The 21,074-nt window shown below is 45.4% G+C and carries 15 protein-coding genes; 4 read left to right on the top strand and 11 right to left on the bottom strand.

Annotated features, from left to right (window positions below):
* Positions 1–63: 63 nt before the first annotated feature.
* The 6 genes from AR337_RS14925 to AR337_RS14900 form a co-directional block, all read right to left on the bottom strand.
* Positions 64–1,332: a M20 family metallopeptidase gene (locus AR337_RS14925; protein WP_059172821.1), complete on the bottom strand. Its 1,269-nt coding sequence runs from the start codon at positions 1,330–1,332 to the stop codon at positions 64–66.
* On the bottom strand, positions 1,329–2,279 hold the full coding sequence (locus tag AR337_RS14920; protein ID WP_059172820.1) for a DUF1177 domain-containing protein: 951 nt from the start codon (positions 2,277–2,279) through the stop codon (positions 1,329–1,331). The genes AR337_RS14925 and AR337_RS14920 overlap by 4 nt, the downstream gene beginning before the upstream one ends.
* 83 nt (positions 2,280–2,362) lie before the next feature.
* Positions 2,363–3,337, bottom strand: a complete 975-nt coding sequence (locus tag AR337_RS14915) for an ABC transporter ATP-binding protein (protein ID WP_059172819.1) — start codon at positions 3,335–3,337, stop codon at positions 2,363–2,365.
* A complete protein-coding gene (locus tag AR337_RS14910; RefSeq protein WP_059172818.1) occupies positions 3,330–4,343 on the bottom strand; it encodes an ABC transporter ATP-binding protein in 1,014 nt (337 codons plus the stop codon). Before AR337_RS14910 ends, AR337_RS14915 begins: the two co-directional genes overlap by 8 nt.
* Before the next feature lie 19 nt (positions 4,344–4,362).
* Positions 4,363–5,256: an ABC transporter permease gene (locus tag AR337_RS14905; RefSeq protein WP_059172817.1), complete on the bottom strand. Its 894-nt coding sequence runs from the start codon at positions 5,254–5,256 to the stop codon at positions 4,363–4,365.
* Positions 5,257–6,222: an ABC transporter permease gene (locus AR337_RS14900; protein WP_059172816.1), complete on the bottom strand. Its 966-nt coding sequence runs from the start codon at positions 6,220–6,222 to the stop codon at positions 5,257–5,259.
* Positions 6,223–6,453: 231 nt separating this feature from the next.
* Between AR337_RS14900 and AR337_RS14895 the strand changes: the two genes are divergently transcribed.
* The 4 genes from AR337_RS14895 (at position 6,454) to AR337_RS14880 (ending at position 11,528) form a co-directional block, all read left to right on the top strand.
* Positions 6,454–8,067 (top strand): ABC transporter substrate-binding protein, encoded by a 1,614-nt coding sequence (locus AR337_RS14895; protein ID WP_059172815.1) that lies wholly within the window; start codon positions 6,454–6,456, stop codon positions 8,065–8,067.
* Between the two features lie 536 nt (positions 8,068–8,603).
* Positions 8,604–9,692, top strand: a complete 1,089-nt coding sequence (locus tag AR337_RS14890; RefSeq protein ID WP_059172814.1) for an amidohydrolase family protein — start codon at positions 8,604–8,606, stop codon at positions 9,690–9,692.
* Between the two features lie 4 nt (positions 9,693–9,696).
* A complete protein-coding gene (locus AR337_RS14885; protein WP_059172813.1) occupies positions 9,697–10,851 on the top strand; it encodes an amidohydrolase in 1,155 nt (384 codons plus the stop codon).
* A 5-nt stretch (positions 10,852–10,856) separates the two neighbouring features.
* Positions 10,857–11,528 carry an AroM family protein gene (locus AR337_RS14880; RefSeq protein WP_059172812.1) on the top strand — a complete coding sequence of 224 codons (672 nt, stop codon included), beginning with the start codon at positions 10,857–10,859 and terminating at the stop codon, positions 11,526–11,528.
* A gap of 47 nt (positions 11,529–11,575) precedes the next feature.
* On the opposite strand, the gene aspA is transcribed toward AR337_RS14880, so the two are convergent.
* From aspA to AR337_RS14855, 5 genes are all read right to left on the bottom strand, one after another.
* Positions 11,576–13,018, bottom strand: a complete 1,443-nt coding sequence (aspA, locus tag AR337_RS14875) for an aspartate ammonia-lyase (protein WP_059173275.1) — start codon at positions 13,016–13,018, stop codon at positions 11,576–11,578.
* 178 nt (positions 13,019–13,196) lie between these two features.
* The gene (locus tag AR337_RS14870) at positions 13,197–16,070 is read right to left on the bottom strand and encodes an ATP-binding protein (RefSeq protein ID WP_059172811.1); all 2,874 of its coding nucleotides are present in this window, start codon (positions 16,068–16,070) and stop codon (positions 13,197–13,199) included.
* Positions 16,057–16,428 carry a response regulator transcription factor gene (locus AR337_RS14865; protein ID WP_059172810.1) on the bottom strand — a complete coding sequence of 124 codons (372 nt, stop codon included), beginning with the start codon at positions 16,426–16,428 and terminating at the stop codon, positions 16,057–16,059. Before AR337_RS14865 ends, AR337_RS14870 begins: the two co-directional genes overlap by 14 nt.
* On the bottom strand, positions 16,425–19,664 hold the full coding sequence (locus AR337_RS14860) for a hypothetical protein (RefSeq protein ID WP_059172809.1): 3,240 nt from the start codon (positions 19,662–19,664) through the stop codon (positions 16,425–16,427). Before AR337_RS14860 ends, AR337_RS14865 begins: the two co-directional genes overlap by 4 nt.
* Positions 19,661–21,073 carry a glycosyltransferase gene (locus tag AR337_RS14855; RefSeq protein WP_059172808.1) on the bottom strand — a complete coding sequence of 471 codons (1,413 nt, stop codon included), beginning with the start codon at positions 21,071–21,073 and terminating at the stop codon, positions 19,661–19,663. Before AR337_RS14855 ends, AR337_RS14860 begins: the two co-directional genes overlap by 4 nt.
* Between the last annotated feature and the right edge of the window lies 1 nt (position 21,074).

Here is a 21,074-nt window from a genome sequence, read left to right as displayed (position 1 = left end):
GAATAATTTAGGCAGGATAACTGTTGATAAAGACAAGCTGAATCTTACAAAGCTATATCTTATTTATTTTTCATAAAGAAAATCAATCACAGCCGCTGCGTACACTTTCGCACAGCGAACGATGTCTTCAACAAGAACTTTTTCATTGTAGCCATGGATGCTTGGCAGATAGGCAGGACCGTATTGCAGTACCGGAATATTGTACTCCCTGAAATGGCGTGCATCGCTACTGGCCCATTGCATGACACCATATGCTTCGTCCCCGGTTACAAAGGATATATTGTCCACGATCGCACGGCAGACAGGGTCAGCGGCAGATGTATGGTTGGCCTCGCTCCTGAAGCCAAACTGGCGGATTTCATAGCGAATGCCCAGCGCATCCAGTTCGTTTTTAAGGTAAGACGTAACTTCATCCTGGGTAACACCAAATGGAAGCCGGCAATCGACCTCAACCTTACAGCTCTCAGGAATCACATTGGATTTTGTTCCGCCCTGGATCGTACCGATATTGACCGTGACTCTTTCCAAAACAGGTTGGAATTTCTCCCGATCGGCTTCTACTTCGCGCATATACCTCTGGGATACTTCGATAAGGTCTTTTACCTCTTCTGGAATGGTGATTTCCAAATCCCATAACGACCTGATTTTTTCAATCGCAGCGATTGCATCGACAATTGCATTGCCGCCCGCAACCGGTGATAAGCTTCCGTGTCCCGGTGTCCCGAATACTTCGAGTTCAAACCAGTAAGACCCCTTTTGGCCAATGGTTGGATTTAGTGGGGAAGAGGGCTCGGCAATCAGGCAGCCATCGCCTTTAACCAATCCTCGCTCAAGAAGCCACGGTACACCAAATTCTCCTCCGGTTTCTTCATCTGGAACAATCGCCAGCGTTAACTTTCCTGGAATTTCAACATTTAATCGTTTTAAAAGCGCAAAGGCAAAGATGATGCCTCCAAGCCCGGCCTTCATATCACTGGCGCCTCTTCCAAGCAGCCAGCCATCCTCCACTTCGCCAGAGAATGGATCAAAGTCCCATTTTGTTAAGTCGCCTGCTGGTACTACATCCGTATGCCCGCAGTAAACTAAATGCTTTCCGTCTTCCGGGCCGATGCTGGAAATCAAATTAAACATTTTATCTGTCGACTCGTGCCATTCTGTTTCAAGCCCATACTGGCGCAGATACCCATCAATGAACTGAGAAATTTCAGTAGAATCGCCTGGCGGGTTTTCGCTTGGTATCTTTATCAATGAACCACAAAGCTCGATGAGTTCCTCTTTCCTTGCTTCAACTTCCTCGATTAATCTCTGCTTTAATTCCTTCAGATCGCTCATCCCAATGCCACCTGATTTCCTTTTGTTTGTAGGTGAGACATTTTCCCATACAGTGCTTCAAGGCGGGCATATTCTTTTTCATCATAGAACGAGCATTTCCCTTCGCCAAAAAGCTTGGCAACTTCAAGGACGAAGCGGACCGCCTGTTCAACATCTGCAGGATGGGTAGCGCCTGTTCCGCAGCCGGCAACTGCTGTTTCGGTTGTAATCGCTACTCCAACCACAGGGCTTTTAGTAGCGACTGCAGGCTGAAGGATGCTGTTAACATGGTATACTCCATTTCCATAAGGAGTAATATCCTGGGTGGTGATTGGCAAGGTCACTGGGAGAATTCCTGCTGATTGGGTATAGATATGCAGAAGATCGCTGCTTATTTTCAGAATATATCCTTCTTTTACAGTTGGAGTAATGGCAAAACCTTTGTGGTTTGTAATCATATTCCCTTTTGTCGTATCAATCGATAAAATGGCATCCATTTCTTCTGTCACTTCGTATTGGTTCATTGTCAGGATATCCACTGGAGAATCCATGAACGGAACCGGGTCATGCGGTAAAGTTGGCGCAGTTGGACAGATATGGGTGGTCAGGATAATATCGCCCATTAGCCTGTCTCCTTTTCCAGCCATATCAAGGAGTTTCGCAGCTGCAGCGATACATGATAGGGCTCCGTCGCCGTCGGAAACAAATCCTTTTACTTCCGGACGTGCACCTATGCCGCCCAGGCGCCCAATGATTCCTAAAGTTGGGGCTGAACCGCCTTTTGATTTTCCTTCTTCCCCTTGAATCACAATTTTAACAAAATCCGTTGACCCTGCTTTCCCCTCGACGGTTTGGACGGTAATGTTCCCATCAGAAGAAATTCCTTCAAGATATTCTTTTATATCGTTCCCTGTTACATGGATACTGTCCATTACCTCTAAAACCTCAAGTACATGCTTAAATGACATATCTATTCCTCCATTTTTATAGCTGGTTATCGTGAAACTTTGCCGTTACGCCTTTCTGTGTCTTGGTTGAACCAATCGGACCATTATGGCTGGTAGAGGTGGCAGGCAACCTGCTGCTGTGAGCCCTGCTGCTCCAATACCGGCACCGCTGTTTTGCACATCTCTATCGCAAACGGGCACCGCATGTGGAAATGGCAGCCCGATGGCGGATTTACGGGGCTTGGCACATCGCCCTTCAAGATGATTCTTTCCTTTTTCTCATATGGGCTTTCTGTTGGGACAGCTGAAAGCAAGGCTTTTGTATATGGGTGGAGCGGATTTTCATAAATTTCTTTATATGTTCCAATTTCGACAATTTTGCCCAGGTACATTACCGCAATCCTGTCACACATATATCTCACTACATTTAAATCATGGGAGATAAAAATGTAAGTTAAGCCGAACCTTTTCTGTAAATCCTTTAAAAGGTTAATAACCTGTGCCTGAACGGAAACATCCAGGGCAGAAACAGGTTCATCACAAATGATGACATCCGGATTCAATGCGAGCGCCCTGGCAATATTGATTCGCTGCCGCTGCCCACCTGAGAACTCATGAGAATAACGATCGGCATGGTAGCTGCTTAAACCAACTACTTCCAGTAGCTCGTTAACCCTCTCATGCCGAGATTGTTTGTTCCCAACATGGTGGATTTCCAATGGCTCTGAAAGCAGCTGCCGAATTGTTTTTCTCGGGTCAAGCGAGGCATACGGGTTCTGGAAAACCATTTGAATCGATTTTCTGGATGTACGAAGGTCCTTCACAGCCATTTTTGCCAGGTCCTGCCCTTTAAAAAGGACCTTCCCTTCAGTAGGGCGGATGAGTTGGTTAATCAATCTTGCCATCGTTGACTTTCCACACCCGGATTCCCCGACAATGCCCAGCGTTTCTCCCGAGTATACTTCGAAGCTAACCCCATCAACTGCCTTGACACTTTGCGTTGATTTTTTAAAAGGAAGCGGGTCACCAATCGGAAAGTGTTTTTTAATATTTTCGACCTTTAATATTGCTTCAGCCATGGTAAGCCCTCTCCTTTCTCTCCAGCCTCATTTCTTTCGTTTGGAAGTGGCAGGAAGCAAAGTGGTTTTCTTCTACCTCAATGAGCTTAGGCTTTACCGAACGGCAAATATCCTGGGCATAAGGGCAACGGTCCGCGAAATGGCAGCCCAGGATTTCCTGGCGCAAATCAGGAGGGGTGCCGGGGATAGCGGAAAGCTTCTCACCTTCGCCAACCTCGCTAGTAATTTGTGAATCAAGTAAGCCCCATGTATACGGGTGAAGCGGGTTATCGAATATATTTTTCACACTTCCGGATTCAACGGTATTGCCGGCGTACATGACAATGACCTTGTCACACATTTCCCAAACAACTCCCAAATCGTGGGTAATCATAATAATGGAAGTGCCGATTGTCTCCTGCAGGTTTCTCATTAAATCCAAAATTTGCGCCTGAACCGTTACGTCCAAGGCAGTTGTTGGCTCATCTGCAATTAATAATTTCGGGTTGCAAGCAAGGGCAATCGCAATCATGACCCTTTGCCTCATCCCTCCTGAAAATTCATGAGGATACATTTCAATACGTTTCTCGGCTTCCGGAATACCAACCAGCTTCAGCATATCGATTGCTGCCTGCTTGGCCTCTTTTTTCGAAACCTTGCGATGGGCCCGGATTACCTCCATGATTTGATTTCCAATTGTATATACAGGATTAAGGCTTGTGATTGGGTCCTGGAAAATCATTGAGATTTCATTGCCTCTCACATTGCGCATTTCTTTTTCTGAAAGGGACAGAAGATCCTTCCCGTCAAAAAGGATTTTCCCACCTGCAATTTTCCCCGGCGGGTTTGGGATCAAGCGAAGCAGAGCCGTTGCTGTCACGCTCTTCCCAGATCCGGACTCACCGACAATGCCAATCGTTTCTTTTCGATTCAAAGTAAAACTAACTCCATTTACAGCCTTTACAATGGAAGAAGATGAGCGAAAATGAACCTCCAAATCTTCAACCTTTACTAACAAATCTGACATACTCTTCACCTCCAGCCTATTAAACTCTCATTTTAGGATCCAGTGCGTCACGCAATCCATCACCAAATAAGTTAATGCCAAGAACCGTTAGCAGGATGGCCAAGCCTGAAAATGTCGCCATATGCGGACTTAATACTAAAAAGTCCTTCCCGTCTTTCAAAATGCTTCCCCATGAAGCGGTGGGAGGCTGTACCCCGAGTCCAAGGAAACTTAAAGCGGCTTCTGAAACGATTGCGCCAGCGACGCTCATCGTTCCATAAACGATTAATGGAGCAAGGCAGTTAGGAAGAACATGGTGGAAAAGTATACGCGGATGGGTAGCTCCCAAAGACCTAGTTACTTCAATGAATTCCTCTTCCTTCACGCTAAGCACCTGCCCGCGTACAATTCTCGCAAACCCTGGCACGTTGGCGATTCCAATGGCAATGATTACATTTACAAGCCCCTGGCCGAGTACTGTCATTAACGTGATTGCCAAAAGGATGAACGGGAATGCAAATAAGCCATCCATGGTCCTCATAATGACCGAATCAAGCCTTCCTCCAAAATAGCCGGACACAAGTCCAAGCAGGGTGCCAAAAAATGCACCGAAAACGACAGCTGAGACCCCAACGATCAGGGAAATTCTTGCCCCATAAACCAAACGGCTTAGCAAATCCCTCCCATAGTTATCCGTTCCGAGAAGATGCCCTTTAGAACCTGGAACAGCCAATGAATTCGCTATATCCATTTTATTGGGAGGGTACGGTGCGATCAGCGGGGCGAAAATAGCAACGAGAACCATTGTTGTTACTATCGTAAGCCCTACGGCAGCCAGCCGGTTTCGGATAAGCTTCTTAAATAATCCCGCTTCCTTTTTAACCTGAATTTCATTTGGCTGAGCCGGTGTAACTGAACTTTGTATTCCAGCCATCTATTCGTTCCCTCCTTTACCGGAAGAGTAATTCACTCTTGGATTCACTACTTTGTACATGACATCTACCAGCAAGTTAACAAGGACAAAGATTACTGCGATAAAGAGGACAGTTCCTTGAACGACAACAAAATCCCTTTTATCAATTGCATCGACAATCAAACGTCCCATTCCTGGCCAGCTGAAGATTGTTTCTGTAAGTACAGCTCCGCCAAGCAGGGCCGAAATTTGCATACCAAGTACGGTCAAAAGCGGAGTTAAGGCATTTTTAAAAGCGTGCTTGCAAATTACAATAAACTCACTTAACCCCTTTGAACGGGCGGTCTTAATATAGTCGTGCGAAATGACTTCAAGCATGCTTGACCGGGTAATCCGGGCAAAGGTCGCCATGGGAATTGTTGCAAGCGTGATACTTGGCAAAACCAAATGCTTTAAGTAAGGTATAATCCCTTCGCTTATGTCCCCCATTCCTGTTGCCGGAAACCAGCCAAGATTTACGCTGAAATAAAGGACCAGCATAACCCCAAGCCAAAAGATCGGCATTGAAACACCTATTAGGGAAACGAGCATGACGGAGTAATCCAATAAAGAATTTTGCCTCGAAGCGGAAATGATGCCCGCCGGAACCCCTATGAGGAACGCAATAATCAGAGCACTGATAGCAAGAATAAGGGTATTTGGGAAACGTTCCATTATTAGTTGAACAATCGGTTCATTATAGGTAAGCGAAACCCCAAAATTACCAGTTAACAACTCACCGATATAATGAAAGAATTGAACATATATAGGATCATTCAATCCCAGGCTTTCCCTTAGAGCTTTTATATCTTCCACACTTGCTTGCGGGCCGAGCATAACAGCCGCAGGATCTCCAGGAATCATCCGCGTAATAATAAAGACAATAACTGCCACGACAAAAATCGTGGGTACCAAATCAACTAATCTTCTAATTATATATTTGCCCATAAGCAACCTCCTTTTATTTCACTATCTGAAACATTGATTCGTTTAATGAATTAAAAGTAAGTTTAGCACCGTGATTAATTTTTGTAAATAATGAATTAATTTAAAAAAGATTATTATTAAAATATTTTAAATACTTGTTTACTTAATTTTTTGAATATGTTAAGTTTATTTTTAAATTCATTATTCGAATTGATGGTTCACTATTAGAAACATATGGAAGGAGCAACAAAGATGAAAAAAAGGTTTCGCAGTCGTCTATTCTTTATGGCTCTCATTGTAGTCATTCTAGCTTTGAGCGCATGTTCTTCGGGAAGCAATTCCGGGTCATCCTCTTCTAATGAAGAAAAATCTGCTGCTACAGGAAAGCCACAGGATGGAGGCACTTTAAGGGTGGGCCTATCCGCCAACCCGAAAACATTGGACCCGATAAAGTATACGGGTCTATATGAATCGCAGGTTATGCTTCAAATTGGGGATACACTGGTTGTTTACAACAAGGAACTAAGTGAATTCGTCCCTTCCCTTGCAACCGAATGGTCCGTCTCAGATGATATGAAGGTATATAATTTCAAACTTCGTGACGATGTTTTCTTCCAGCCTGGTAAGTTCCAAGACGGCAGGAAAATGACAGCTGAGGACGTAAAGTACAGCCTTGAACGCTCTGCAAAAGAATCAGCAATGAACCGCCTGCGCGGTGTTGAAAGTGTTGAAGTAGTAGGAGAAAACGAGGTTGCCATCCATTTGAGCGAGCCAAATGCCGCCCTGCTCGCAATGCTGACAGATGGCGGGAACCTCATTGTTCCAAAGGAAGAGGTTGAAGGCTGGGGAGATTCTTTTGGCAGCCATTTAATAAGCACTGGTCCTTTCCAAATCAAGAGTTGGCAAAAGGATTCCCAGATCAAGCTTGTCCGCAATGAAAACTATTGGGGAGAAAAACCCCATCTGGATGGAGTAAATTTCACGATTATCCCTGAACCAAACACGATGACAAACTCCCTCCGTTCCGGCGACCTTGATATCGGAATGGACATTAAAGGACAAAACCGTGAACTGGTTAAAACCGATGCTAAGCTTGAATTGCAATCCACACCATCTCTCGCAATTACCTACTTGGATTTAAACAATAAAAAAGGCCCAACAGCCGACCCTAAAGTACGTGAGGCAATTTATAAAGGTACAGATATTGAAGAAATTGTAAAAGGAGTAAACAAATGGGGCGGAGCAGAAAAATCGTTCATGCCGCTTCCAAAAGGGTCTTGGGGATATAGCAAAGACTTAGAAAAACTTACTCCAACATTCGATCCAAAAGAAGCGAAGAAGCTTCTTGCCGAAGCAGGCTATCCAAAAGGATTTAAAACAGAGCTCTACTTGGCCGAAGCCCGTGTACCATACGGGACCATTTTCCAAAACCAGATGAAGGAAAACCTGAACATCGATGTTGAACTGAAAGTGGTGGAATGGGGAACTTACAGCGACACAGTTGCGAAAGGAAATGCGCCGATGTCAATTGGCGGGTGGACCTGGTATCCGGATCCTTATTTCTTCTTGTATCAATTGTTCCACACTGACCAGCTTGGCGCTCTTGGAAACGGCAAAGGCTATTCAAATCCAGAGGTTGATTCACTTCTGAACCGGGCATCATCCGAAACAGTCGATCAGAACGAACGCGCGAAGCTTTATCAGCAGGCCCTTGAAATCATTATGAAGGATGTACCAAGAATTGAGCTTGAAACCATGGACGCTACAGCAGGAGTAAGCAAAAAAGTGCATGGCTTCGAAGTCTCACCTGACTCTTCCATTAAAATCGTTTCACCTAACGGAACAAACGTATGGATGGAGAAATAAAGAAAAGCGCAAGCGCCCGTTTAGCGCCGTATGGACTGGAGGGCCCCGATGGAGATAAAGGAAACACGATGAGCGAATGCGAATCGATGTTGACTTATCGTAGCGAGGGGACAGAAGTACACTAGGCGCTGGGCGCTGGAGCTAGACAAATTATAAGCATTCTTATTTTTTGATACAGAAAAGTAGAGAGGGAAATCTCTCTGCTTTTTCTTTGCTTACCAGTATAAATTAGAACATTGTTAATAACTCGAAATAAGTTATTGTAATCCAGCTCCACAAGAGTAAGCTTCGGAAGCATAGGCATCGCACGAAGAAAAAGCGGTAGCTTTTTCGAGGAGCGCCTAGCCCCTCGAGGTCTTAAGCCGGTTCCCTCCGGAGGGCAGGCCCGTCCTCGGAAATGCTCGCATTTCCTTCGTGCGTGGGCGAATTCGGGGATGACATTCAGTGTCCTGCGGGCCCCGTCTTAATCTGGTCGGGGCTAAACAAGGCGCTTACGCATTTTGTTCTTATTCTAAAATTGAAAGGTGGCATATTTCATGTCAATGACCGCCATTATAAACGCCAATGTTTATAATAACCAGACTGGTGAATTTTCCAAAAATACCGTTCTGATTGAAGATAACTTAATATCTTCAATCCTCCCTTCTGATTCGCCTTTGCCTGATTGTAAAATAATCGATGCAGCCGGTCTATTTTTAACGCCAGGCTTGATTGATTCATGTTCCCAAATTGGCTTAAAGGAAATTGGCGTCCGTTGGGAAGGCAATGATGGATACGAGCCAAACGTGGAAAAAGGCTGGGATATGGATGTGATCGACGGGATTTACCCATTTGACAAGGCTTTTCAGGATGCAGTTGCTTCAGGGGTGACCGCTTCTCATGTAGTTTCCAGCCCCGAGGCCATTGTCGGGGCAAAATCATCGGTTATCCATACCCACGGGACAACCGTGGATGAAATGGTATTGAAGAAGAACCTTGGTTTCACCTTCTCCATGGGTGATGTTCCGAAAAATGCCTTTTGGGGCAAAACGAAAACTCCACTCACACGTATGGGGATTGCGAAAAAGATAAGGGAATCGTTAAAGGCCCTCCAAATTCAATACAATTTGCAGGAAACCCCTATTTTTATCCGTTCCCATCGCGCTGATGATATCGCAACTGCCTTTCGGATTGCCGGAGAATTTGGCATCCAATTCAACCTGGTTCATGGAACGGAATTCCCGCTTTGTGCGGGACTGCCATCCAATATCGTCTCTTCTGTTATTGCTGGCCCTTGCTTTCAGCCCATGGACAGAGGTGAACTAAGGAATTTGGATTGGACACTCTTCCGTTCACTTTATGAGCAGCATGTGCCCTTTACTTTTTCAACCGACCATCCAGTAAGTTCGGTTACACACTTGCAGCTTGAAGGGGCTTTAGCACTCAAGGCAGGGGTTCCCGTGAAAACAATCTTAAACGGACTTACTCAGGATGCTGCCAGACTTTTAAAAGTGGATCATCTAACTGGAAGAATCGAAAAAGGACTGTTTGCGGATCTCGTTCTTTGGAATAGGCATCCTCTTGAGTTAACAGCGCGAGTTGAACGAACGTTTATAAAAGGTAAAGAAGTTTACAGGGGGGAGTGATTAGATGCTTACAATATTTCGCGGCGCTGAAATCTATACAATGGATAAGGAAAATACAGTCTTGTCAAACGCCGATTTATGGGTAAAGGACGGAAAAATCATCAAGGCCGGGGTAAATACGGACATTCCCGCTGATGCAAGGATTGAAGACGCCGCCAAGATGGTTATCACTCCCGGCCTGATTGACATCCACACGCATGTCGGCATTTGGGGTGAAATTGATGAGCATGTCAACGATGCATGTGAATACTCCGAGCCATTTACTCCGCTGATGGATGCCATCGACGGCATCAATATAAACCATTTTTCATTTCAATTCGCCAGGAAAGGCGGGGTAACGACCGTTCAAACGGGTACCGGGAGCGCCAATCCGATAGGCGGTGTATGGAGCATTCTTAAAACAGGAGGTTCCTCACTCGAAGAAATGTTAATTGTTGAAAGAAGCGGATTAAAAGGCGCGCTCGGAGAAAATCCAAAGAATGTCTTTGGGCAATCCTATAATAAAACCCCTTATACGAGGATGGGTGTTGCGCAAATCATTCGAAATGGTTTTCAAAAAGCGATGGATCTTTCTGCAGGGGAACGAGCTTCCCACATGGAAAAAAGGACTGACCTCAGCCCATTTATTGAAGTATTGGAGGGAAAAATGCCGCTCCACCTTCACTGCCATCGTGGTGATGATATTGCTACGGCAATCCGGATTGCCAAAGAGTTTCAAATTGGGTTATCCCTCGAGCACTGCACGGAAGGCCATCTGATGCTTGATGCGATAAAGGATAGCGGCGCCAGCGTCACCCTTGGGCCATTCATGCTTCCTTCTACAAAGTATGAAACGAGAAATTCAACGCCAGCCGCTCCAAAAATGTTTCATGAAGCTGGAATTCCCTTCGCCATCATGACCGACCATCCGTTTATCCCAATTCAATATTTAATCCTTTGCGCGGCGGAAGCGGTAAAATTCGGGCTTGATGAAATGGCGGCTTTAAAGAGCATAACAAGCGAAGCGGCACGGCTCGTTGGTATACAGGACCGCGTCGGTTCTATCGAAGCCGGTAAAGATGCCGACTTTGTCCTCTGGTCGCACCACCCTTTCGACAGCCGCTCAACAGTTGTGGCCACCTATATCAATGGGAATAAAGCCTATGGTATACAGAGGTGATTGGCATGCAAAAAACGGTCGGCGTGATTACCATTGGCCAAACCCCAAGAGGTGATATGACCGAGGATATTCGGAAGCACCTTCCTGCAGGAACGAGGATTGTGGAAAAGGGTGTCCTGGATGGAAAAACAGTTGAAGAAATTCGGACACTTAAGCCGGAAGAAGGACACACAGTCCTCATTTCCCGCCTGCGCAATGGAAAAAGTGCCACTATGGCGAAGGAAAAGGTTCTACCGATCATCCAAGAATTGATAGATGAGCTGCACGGAGAAGGAGTTTCCCTCATCATACTTGCCTGTACCGGGAGATTCCCTTTATTTAAAAGTGAAATTCCTATTATTTATCCAGACTTTCTACTCAATTTTGCAGTCAAAGGATTGTTAAGAGGCGGTCCTCTCGGAGTAATTCTTCCCCTTCCCGAACAGGGAGGAGAAATTATTAATAAATGGATGGGAGCAGGCTTTAATGCCCTCCCGGCAGCCTGCTCACCCTATATATTTAACGAACAAATTCTGATAGACGCAGTAAAGCAACTGGACAGGCTTCCCGCCATGGCAATTGTCCTTGATTGCATGGGCTATACCGAAAATATGAAATCAATTGCACAGGCCCATACCTTCAAGCCTGTCCTTCTTTCCCGCAGTATCATTTACAAAATGGCCGGAGAACTATTATAAATTAGAAAAAGGCATCTTCAGTTTTGAAGATGCCTTTTGCCATTCAATTAAGCTTCAACCAATACCTTCTTTTTTAACAATTCTTTCCCTGAAATTCCCGGATCGGTCATTTCGAATGGATGAAGAATGATATCGAGTTCTGATGCTGTAAGAACTTGTTTTTCTAGACATAGCTCACGGACCGACTTTCCGGTCTCAATGGCTTCTTTTGCAATGGCGGCAGCCGTCTCATAGCCGACATGCGGGTTGATTGCGGTTATGATTCCAACGCTGTTATTGACATACTCTTCAAGCCTTTCCCTGTTTGCTTCGATACCTTCGAGGCAATACTTGCGGAATACATCAAACACATTTGTCATGATCTTAATCGACTGGAGGAGGTTAAATACAAGAACTGGTTCCATGACATTCAGCTCGAATTGGCCCGCTTCCGAGGCGAGACAGATGGTATGGTCGTTGCCGATAACCTGGAATGCCACCTGGTTCAGCACCTCAGCCATGACGGGGTTTACCTTTCCTGGCATGATTGATGAACCTGGCTGGCGCGGTGGCAGCATGATTTCTCCAAGGCCCGCCCTTGGACCTGAAGCCATCATCCTTAGATCGTTCGCCACCTTTGACATATTCATCATACAAACCTTAAGTGCCGCGGATACTTCCAGGTAACAGTCCGTATTTTGTGTAGCATCGACAAGGTGCTCTGCCTTCTCGAGCGGAAAACCGCTATTTTGGGCAAGGTAGCCGACAACCATTTCGATGTAGGCAGGATCCGCATTCAAGCCTGTCCCGACAGCGGTCGCACCCATGTTGACCTCGTAAAGATGCTTACGTGAATTCCGTACTCTTTCAACATCACGCCAAAGCACTCTCGCATACGCCTGGAATTCCTGGCCAAGCCGGATTGGAACCGCATCCTGCAAATGTGTCCTGCCCATTTTAATGACATCGTCAAATTCCTTCGCCTTTTCCACAAATGCCGCGTTAAGTGCTTCCATATTGGCAAGCAGCCCTTCAAGCGAAGACAGCACAGCGATGTGGATTGCTGTAGGAAATGCATCGTTAGTGGATTGAGCCATATTTACATGCGTATTCGGACTGATATATTGATAGCTGCCCTTTGGTTTTCCCAGCAGTTCAAGGGCACGGTTGGCAATCACTTCATTCGCATTCATGTTTACCGATGTCCCGGCTCCTCCCTGGATCGGGTCGACGATGAATTGGTCATGCCACTGGCCTTCAATTACCTCATCCGAAGCCTCGATAATTGCGTTGGCGATACCTTGATCAAGCTGCCCTGTATCCCTGCAGGCCATGGCAGCAGACTTTTTCACGACTGCCATTGATTTTATTAGGCTCGAATCGATTTTATAGCCTGTGATCGGGAAATTTTCAACCGCCCGCATCGTCTGAACTCCATAATAGGCTTCATTCGGAACTTCCTTTTCCCCGAGGAAATCCTTTTCGATTCGATAATCTTTCTTAATGTCCATTTTTTCCGCCCCTTTGTTAGTCCCTTCCATCTTAAATCCCTTAAACACATTTACAATAACTCAGCGGAAAACCACCGCTGATGGAAGATTCACTTTATTATACCTCAAATGAGCAGATAAAATCAGGAAGATTCAGTGACAATTACCTCTAAATGCAGGGGGCTGCTTGTTTCACTTTTTATTCTTGAATGCCATTGCCCGGAATGAAAATTTGACCTGATTTACCCAAATTCAAAAGGGTTTGCATAATGGTTTTTGATAGCTGGCTCGGTTTGTATGGTTTCACAAGATATTCATGGGCACCAAGATTCAGCCCTCGTATTTTTTCATCCAGGGCACTGGAAATAATTATTGGAATGTTTTTCAGGTTGGCGCTCTGCTTCATCCTGTTCATTATTTCCCATCCGTCCATCCCCCCACCCTCTAAGACAATATCAAGGACAAGAGCGTCTGGCGGCTGTTTCCCCATTGCTTCAAGAGCGGTTGCTCCATTGGCAAAATAGTTGACTCGAAAGCCAGTTTCTTTTAGTTCTTGGACAATAAGCTCACCAAGGCTGGAATCATCCTCAATCACCATTACCCGGTAACCAGAACCGTTGCCTTCCTCTGTTTCAAGCTTCTCCTCTATTTTTTCCATATAGGCAGGGAACGTTACAGTAAAGGTAGAACCCACATTCGGAACGGAACTGACTTTAATAGTGCCCCGATGCGCTTTGACAATTTCCTGGACAATAGCCAGGCCAAGGCCTGTCCCTCCTATTTTGCGAAGGTCTGAGTTGTCCACCCGATAAAATTTGGTGAACAGCTTGCCAATTGCTTCTTCCGGAATCCCGATTCCAGGGTCTGTGATATCAATATGGATATTGCTTTTGTCCCGATAAACCGAGACATTGACCACTCCGCCATCAGGTGAATACTTAATCGCATTGCTGAGCAGGTTCCTGAAAACCTGGCCAAGCTTTTCCTTGTCCCCGACAACGAGTGCCTCTTCCGGAGCATCTAAGTGGATTTCATGCTTAGCAGACATATCCTTGTATATTTCAACAACATGATTAAGTAGTTCATTTATGTCCGCCTGCTTTTTATCATAATTCATTTTCCCGGCTTCCATTTTTTGCACGTCAAGGAAGTCATTAATCAGGCTGGTCAGCCGTTTGGCCTCGCTCAAAATTGTCGCTGTGTACTTTTTTTGCCGCTCGGGTTTCAGTTCCCTGTTCAGCATAAGCTCACTAAAGCCAAGAATACTGGCGAGCGGTGTTCTTAATTCATGGCTTACAGTACTGACAAATTCCGATTTCATTTGGTCAACTTCGAATTCCTTTGTAATATCTCTATGGACAAAAACAGTTCCAAGCCTTTCACCACCGTGGCAAACCGCTTTGCTGTAAACCTTGATAACCTGGCCAGTATCCTTTTTTGTATAGGTAAAGGTTTGTGACTCTCCTATTTCATCTCCTGACAAGGCTTCAGTTAAGTAGACGAAAAAGTCATCGCTTTCTTCAATAAAGAAATCGAGCATGGATGTCCATTGCTCCCGGTCCATTCCTTGTTGCAGTCTGCCCTTCTTACTAAACATTTCACAAAATTGGCCATTCACCTGGAGAATCATACCCGCTTTATCAACGAGCTGGACTCCTTCCTTGATTGTATCAAGAATGCTTTGATTGAGACTTCTTTCCCTTTCGGATAGTTCAAAAAGGGCAATTTTATCAACCGCTATACCTATATTTTTAGATAATACACGCCAATCGTCATAATTCTCTTCACTGAAAGGCTGACCCATTCGGGTGAAGCACATTACCGCGTCTATTTCTTTTTCATTAGAAAAGATTGGCAAATAAAGGTCTTGGCAATAAAAGCTTTCCTCATGCAGGCCTTCCTCCTCTGGCCGTGTACGCCTGCTGAGTAAAACAGCTCCTTTTTCAGCGGCAAGCCTTTCAAGCATCCCTTCCTTTAAGTGCCCAATAAATTTTTTGCTTCCCTCCGGGGAAACGCCCTCGGCGGCATAGGAATAATCGGATATCAGCACAATAATCCCTTTATCCGCATTCAGGATTTTGCACATATTTGAAATAACACTGCCAAGCACTTCTTTTTTGTTCATCGACCTGGACATCCTGTTTATCAATTCATTTCTGCTGCTAAGCTTTGCCTCATTTTTTCTTAATACGAGAAGCGTCTTTTCAAGCTCCTCCTGCTGGGCATGGAGCTCTTCCTTTTGGTCTATCAGCGTATTGTTCTGCTCAAGCAGATCCTTTTCCTTTTCCATTACTTTTTCGGTCATGACCCGGAAGGCGAGTGAAAGAACCCCTATCTCATCCTCCCTGTTTTCCGCCCTTGGCAGGATGGCCGGTTTACCATCGGCAATGTCATTTGCGGCGGCGGAAAGCTCGGAAAGCGGCTTGCCAACCTGGTTTAGCATCAACCTTGTTATGGCCAGAACCGTAAGGAGGATTCCAACAATAAATAAGATAAATGTAAACATCACATACGTTTGCGTTCGTATCAGCTTGCTGTACCGGTTGTCCAACTCATCCTCGAGACCGGTCAGATAATCGCTAAGGTAGATTTTAAAGTCCCTTACCCTCTTGGTAACTTCAGGATTTGCCTCCGCAAGCTCATGCCCCTTCGCCCCATTTTCATATGCCGTAAATACAGGCGGAAGGACTTCGCCAAAATAATAGTCGGAGAAACCCTTTACTTTTTGAAGGAATACTAAATCCCTTTCTGATGATGCCTTCAGTCCAAAATCATCTGAAAACCTTCTAATTTCTTCTTCCTTTGCAATTGTACTATCTCTCATATTTTTATTGCCGAAGGCCATATAGCCCCTGGCATCAAAGAAAGCCTGGTTGAAAGATTCACTAATATCCTGGGCTGCCATTGTCTTTTTCTTAAGGGCGGTCCTTTCCTCTGTATAAGAACTGCTCAGAACATTCAGAATGGAAAGCAGAATGCCAGTGCCAACGAGGAAAAAGACAAGGAACGCGCCCATCATAACGACAAATCTTCTCGAGAGGCTTTTATTTACGTAATCCCTAATTTTCCCCATTCAGTATTTCCTCGACCTTCCCTAAAAGCTGCGCGGGGCTGAAGGGCTTTGAAATAAAGTAATCCGCCCCAGCGGCGAGTACCTTTTCCTGTTCATACTGCTGGCTTTTCGCTGACAGCATCACGATTTTCGTCCCCTCGCTCCTAGCCTTGCTCTGGATCATTTCAATAATTTCAAGCCCCGTGTACACTGGCATCATGTAATCAAGGATGATTAAATCATATGTGTTCTGTTTGATAAGATCGAGCGCTTCCTGGCCATCGGCGGCTTCATCAATTGAAAAGCCACTGTCCTCAAGCGTGTCCATTACCAGCATCCGTAAAATTTCTTCGTCTTCCGCCAATAAAATGCGTTTCATTTCCGTTCCCCCTCCAATCCAATCGATTTGTAAATACCCTTCATGATGTAGTAGGATGCCTTCAGCCTTTCATGGAAGTAAGGCTCCTGCCATTTATTCCAATTGAAATCATACCAATCGCCATTATTTGCCGGAAATGCCTTTTCCATCTTTCCTTTCTCGGTCTGAGCGAGAGCAATCTTTATTCCCTCAATCGATACACTATTTTCTTCAAGGCCTCCCGCCCAAAAGTCACCCATTGCCTCCTTCTGGCTAGGGTCCTTTATGTTCAATAGCTGCCAAGCTATCCTGCCTTCGATGATTTCCCCATTACTGCTTATGCTGATATCGGTAAGGGAATTATAATTCTTGTCAATTGGATTAGCGGTTCCATAAGCCAACAGACCTGTTTCGTAATCCTCGAAAGGCAATATATCCTTTGTAAGGGGATGGATCATTTTTTTATTCAGGGCGAGCCTGATTGGATGGAATACACCATTGTCCTTTTTACCCGCATTCGGCTTTTCAGGTATCATTTTCAGCCGGTTTCCATATTCGTAGTAAAAAGAATCATAGTAACTGTCAACCTTTATCCTCGATTTACCTTCACCGGCGAGTTCTACAAGGAAATCTACTCCCGTCGCGGCTTCAAGCACTTCGCCAACTTCATTTTTTATCCTTGTCTGGCCCTGGCCCGGTACCGTATCCAATAAGAGCCGGATTGGCTTCTTCTCAAGGCTGGCAGGCTCGTTAAGCTTCAGCATGAAATGGAGATAGCCAGCATCCGCTCCAAAATAGGCTTCCTTTATGGACCCCTTTCCGCCTTCATAGGCAGGTTTAATGCCAAGCTTTGTCCAGTCTTCGGCCTTCCCATCCGGATAAAGGGAAGCGCCCTTTATTCCAGGATCAAAACTGAGAAGCCCAAAATGCTGCTCATTCGTTTGCAGATTGTTCCAGAATGGCCTTCTGTGGGGATTGTCAAAGTCCATTGTGTTCCATGTTCTCTTGAACCATTCGTCCTGCCAGGAAAAGACCATTCCACCGGCATAACCCTCGTTAACAATGGATTTGAACAGGGTGGAGTTTATTTCCCCTTGTTCCTGTTCCGAATGCTTTCCCTGTCCCATTCCAAACGGATTGGAATGCGTCAGGCCCCTTGAAGAAGGCACACCGAATTCGGCCACGACAACAGGCATGTCGTGTTCCTTGATCAACTCGTTCAGATAACCCGCATAGTTATTCGGATTACCATCAGCATCCTTATACTTCAAATACGACTCCTCAATATTCAAGAAGTCCGGGTAATACGGATATATATGATAAGAAGCGAACATACCGGCTTTAAACTCTTTTTTTCCTAAAATGTGGTTTGGATTTACCGCAACGAGATCCTCCTCTTTAAGCGGCTCAGAAGGATGCTTCAAAAGATCTGTCGTCACCCAGTTTGTAAAGCTCATGGAATGCTGCCAGCCGTATTTATCCGTTTCATATTTTGTTGCGTAATCAAGCACCTGGGCGAGCCAAATTTCAAATGGGCTAGCCGCTGCCGTCCTGAAATAGCCCCCATTGTACTGCTCCATCCCTTTATGCTTTTCGTTCGTTGACACAACCATTTGCGGGTCCCACTCAATGCCGGCGATTATTCCTAGAACGTATTTTGAAATATCAGCGGTATACGAACCTGATGCATGCCCTCTCCTCTCAGGCAGATCAGCGTTCCCATGGATGATATCTATCAAGTGTGTAATCTCGGTTTTAATATCCGCTGTACTTAAGAAGGCATCCTGGCCCTTTACAAGTTCTTCCTCGTTCACCCAGGCCCCATGGAACAGGTAGAGAGGCTTTTGGGCCGTTTCGTTATATTCCTTTAATGCTTCATAAAATGCAGGCGGGTGCAGCGTATAGATCCTGATTGCATTGGCATCCATTGCGCCGATCGCCCTGATCCAGCGCGCATACTCGTCCTTCGTGATGGCTGCCTCCCCAGGAAAATACCCAGGCTTGGCAATCCCCATATTGACCCCTTTAATGAGTATGTCTTCCCATTTGCCTTTCCGTTTTATCTGGATATAATCACGGCCAGTCTTGCTGTTTGTCTTTACACCGCCACTTTCGGCAATCTCAACCTTATCCTGCTTTACACCTGCATGAAGCCCATGTGTAAAAAGGTTTTTCATCATTGGAACGTATGCCTTCCAATAAAACGAATCCTTTGTCCCGAAGTGCTCCTTCCATTCAGTGAAACCTTTGGTTTGATAAATGGATGGAACTTCACCCTCATCAGCAAAATCACCGGCAAAATAATACGAAGTGAATCGTGCATTCACATGGGAAACGACTGCGGGGAATACAGAAGGAATCCCGAACCCTTCCAGCCGTTCCCTTTCCTTAGCCTTTAACGGCAGGCTAAAGGAAGCAAGTATTTCTGAACTGTCCCTTGCTTCAATGACATCGAACCAGTATTGGTACGTGGCATTGATCTTACGTCCAAACCTTTTTTCCCCAGCCTTTGTAAAAGTGAAATCCGCTCCGTTTCCGGTCAACTCCTTTTCAGGAGCAACCACCACATAGTCTTCCTTGTTCACAAACACGAAGCCGGGACCGGAAAAAGTCCAGCCGCCTGTCTGCCCGCCATACTTTTCTTTTGCCCAGACTGGAACCTCCTTGCTTGCCAAGTCAGGGAAATAGCGGCCAATCCAACCAGTCCAGTCGGCGTTGAGAAGGTTGGACATCCTTGAACGAACTTCAGCAGTTGCCGGGCTGCCGAATGTATTGAATTCTGCGATAAACGTCATACCTTCGCTTGTATGAAGTGTCTTCTCAATTTGGTCGAGTTCTTCCGGCTGAAGTCCGCCGTATAGCATATCGGACCGTTTGCCAAGCTGGTTTTTTCCAAGAAACTCTTCCTCATATACGCCATATTGGTCTGCAAGGTAGATTACATCCTGCCTATTTAAATTCTCGGGCAGGCCAATTGTGCTGAACTTTCCATTTTCCTCCGGCTTAAAGCCGCTATAGCCTGTTTTGGCTGAATAGGCCTCTCCTTCATCAGTCCTGTATTTTTCATTGTTCAAAATCCAGACGAGCCCGTTATGTTCCCGATAAGACTTGTCTGGAACGGTTTTATCGATAATGAAAACATTCAGTTCCTTTGAAGCCTTTAGCTGCCAGAGCCAAAAAGGGGCAGTCAGCATTGCTAAAAACAGTGCTGTAATCAGGACAACAATAATTCGGGGCTTATTTTTAATTAGTCTCATTGAGATACACCTTTTCTTTTCATTTCTCCCCAGCTCTTATCCCTTTTGATTACCTGCCATATTCCTTCACAACGCCAAAGGACCGTAAGAGGCCTGTACCAGATTGTTTCGGTAAGTGAATACAGAAAGAGCTTCACAATGTTCCGCACTTGAGGGTACTTTGTCAATGACCATTCTTCAAGCAGGACAGCGGCCATGGAAATGACCGAACCATAAAGAAGCGAAAGCAATAAGATAAGGATGGCGAATTCAAAATAGCTTCCGCCTAAGAACAGGCAGAGCAGGACGAACACATAGCCAGATAGCTCAACGATTGGGCCGAGGAACTCGACGAACCAGAAATAAGGGAAGGCAACAAAGCCGATTGATCCGTATTTCGGATTCAAAGTCAGTTTGCGATGTGCCCAAAGGCTTTCAAATAATCCGCGGTGCCATCTGCTGCGCTGCCGGCGGAGAGTGGCCAAATCTTCCGGCACTTCCGTCCAGCAGACAGGATCTGGGACATAGACAACTTTTTTCTTCAATCCCTTTTCTTTAATTAGCCGGTGCATCCTGACCACCAGTTCCATATCTTCCCCGACCGTATCGGTCTTATATCCTCCTGCTTCCATGACCCAGCGTTTGGAGAATACTCCGAACGCGCCGGAAATGATCAGCAGCAGATTGTGCCTGCTCAAACCAATCCTTCCCATTAAAAACGCCCGCAAATATTCAATAATTTGCATAATAACAAGTGGATGGCTTGAGATCCCGATTTTTAGGATATGGCCATCCCTGATTTCACAGCCGTTCGCAATCCTGACGCTTCCCCCTGAAGCAATTACTTCCTCATCGGAATCGATGATAGGCTTCATAACCTTCAGGAAAGCATCGCGTTCAAGGACCGAATCACCATCCAGGGAGCAAACATAAGGATAGTTGGAAAAATTAAGCCCCGCATTCAGGGCATCCGCTTTCCCTCCATTTTCCTTGTCAATCATATAAAGGTTTGGGAGCAAGGAAGACTGATATATTCTCCTGATCGGTTTCGAGTCAAGCTGTTTCCGGATCACTTTGCTGATTTCCTTCATCTCGTAGTGATCGATCATTTTTCCAAGTGTTTGGTCCTTTGATCCATCGTTCACAACAATGACTTCAAAAAGCGGGTAATTCAATGACAGGAGGGAACGGACGCTTTGGACGACCCCCGCCTCCTCGTTATATGCCGGGACAATGATCGATACCGGCTTCGTATAAATCTCGTTTGTATATTCCATATAAGCCTGGTCCCTATCAAGCTGCGATTCTCTTCGAAGCTGCACAACAGAGAAAAACAGAATGACACAATAAAAAACAATGACCCCGCACATATAAATGGCAATAAACCAGCCAAAAAAAGTTACAAAATCGAGCCACTCAAGATTCGGCATC

The sequence above is a fragment of the Bacillus sp. FJAT-27445 genome, assembly GCF_001510665.1.
Taxonomy (GTDB): domain Bacteria; phylum Bacillota; class Bacilli; order Bacillales; family Cytobacillaceae; genus Bacillus_D.
This window is presented reverse-complemented; position numbering and strand designations above follow the sequence as displayed.

Bases quoted from the DNA above. Each gene is read 5' to 3' on its own strand.
- AR337_RS14925 (WP_059172821.1), bottom strand. From the start codon at position 1,332: ATGAGCGATCTGAAGGAATTAAAGCAGAGATTAATCGAGGAAGTTGAA.
- AR337_RS14920 (WP_059172820.1), bottom strand. From the start codon at position 2,279: ATGTCATTTAAGCATGTACTTGAGGTTTTAGAGGTAATGGACAGTATC.
- AR337_RS14915 (WP_059172819.1), bottom strand. From the start codon at position 3,337: ATGGCTGAAGCAATATTAAAGGTCGAAAATATTAAAAAACACTTTCCG.
- AR337_RS14910 (WP_059172818.1), bottom strand. From the start codon at position 4,343: ATGTCAGATTTGTTAGTAAAGGTTGAAGATTTGGAGGTTCATTTTCGC.
- AR337_RS14905 (WP_059172817.1), bottom strand. From the start codon at position 5,256: ATGGCTGGAATACAAAGTTCAGTTACACCGGCTCAGCCAAATGAAATT.
- AR337_RS14900 (WP_059172816.1), bottom strand. From the start codon at position 6,222: ATGGGCAAATATATAATTAGAAGATTAGTTGATTTGGTACCCACGATT.
- AR337_RS14895 (WP_059172815.1), top strand. From the start codon at position 6,454: ATGAAAAAAAGGTTTCGCAGTCGTCTATTCTTTATGGCTCTCATTGTA.
- AR337_RS14890 (WP_059172814.1), top strand. From the start codon at position 8,604: ATGTCAATGACCGCCATTATAAACGCCAATGTTTATAATAACCAGACT.
- AR337_RS14885 (WP_059172813.1), top strand. From the start codon at position 9,697: ATGCTTACAATATTTCGCGGCGCTGAAATCTATACAATGGATAAGGAA.
- AR337_RS14880 (WP_059172812.1), top strand. From the start codon at position 10,857: ATGCAAAAAACGGTCGGCGTGATTACCATTGGCCAAACCCCAAGAGGT.
- aspA (WP_059173275.1), bottom strand. From the start codon at position 13,018: ATGGACATTAAGAAAGATTATCGAATCGAAAAGGATTTCCTCGGGGAA.
- AR337_RS14870 (WP_059172811.1), bottom strand. From the start codon at position 16,070: ATGGGGAAAATTAGGGATTACGTAAATAAAAGCCTCTCGAGAAGATTT.
- AR337_RS14865 (WP_059172810.1), bottom strand. From the start codon at position 16,428: ATGAAACGCATTTTATTGGCGGAAGACGAAGAAATTTTACGGATGCTG.
- AR337_RS14860 (WP_059172809.1), bottom strand. From the start codon at position 19,664: ATGAGACTAATTAAAAATAAGCCCCGAATTATTGTTGTCCTGATTACA.
- AR337_RS14855 (WP_059172808.1), bottom strand. From the start codon at position 21,073: ATGCCGAATCTTGAGTGGCTCGATTTTGTAACTTTTTTTGGCTGGTTT.